Annotated in this window: 1 pseudogene; it reads right to left on the bottom strand. The window is 58.9% G+C overall.

What is annotated here, in order from left to right:
* Nucleotides 1-241: pseudogene (locus G3N94_RS41365) on the bottom strand (pyridoxamine 5'-phosphate oxidase); the annotation flags it as partial.

The raw sequence follows: 241 nt of genomic DNA, 5'->3' as shown, positions 1-241 counted from the left end.
GACGTGGAAGGGCAGGGTGAGCTGAAGTAGGTGCACATCGAAGAGGAGTGGTGGCGGGAGGCCGCACTGGAGAGGTCGGCAGGAGAGAGAGGGCAGGGGAAAGGGAGAATCGGAGGCGGTGAGTCGAAGCAGATACGAAGCGAACGGAAGGTAGGCAGTGGTACGGGCGACAGGCACGAAATGCACGCGAAGCAAAGGGTTGTAGTCGGCAAGCGCGCGGATCAGTATTTTTTTTTTCAGG

The sequence above is a fragment of the Burkholderia sp. Ac-20353 genome (assembly GCF_017104785.1).
GTDB lineage: Bacteria > Pseudomonadota > Gammaproteobacteria > Burkholderiales > Burkholderiaceae > Burkholderia.
This window is presented reverse-complemented; position numbering and strand designations above follow the sequence as displayed.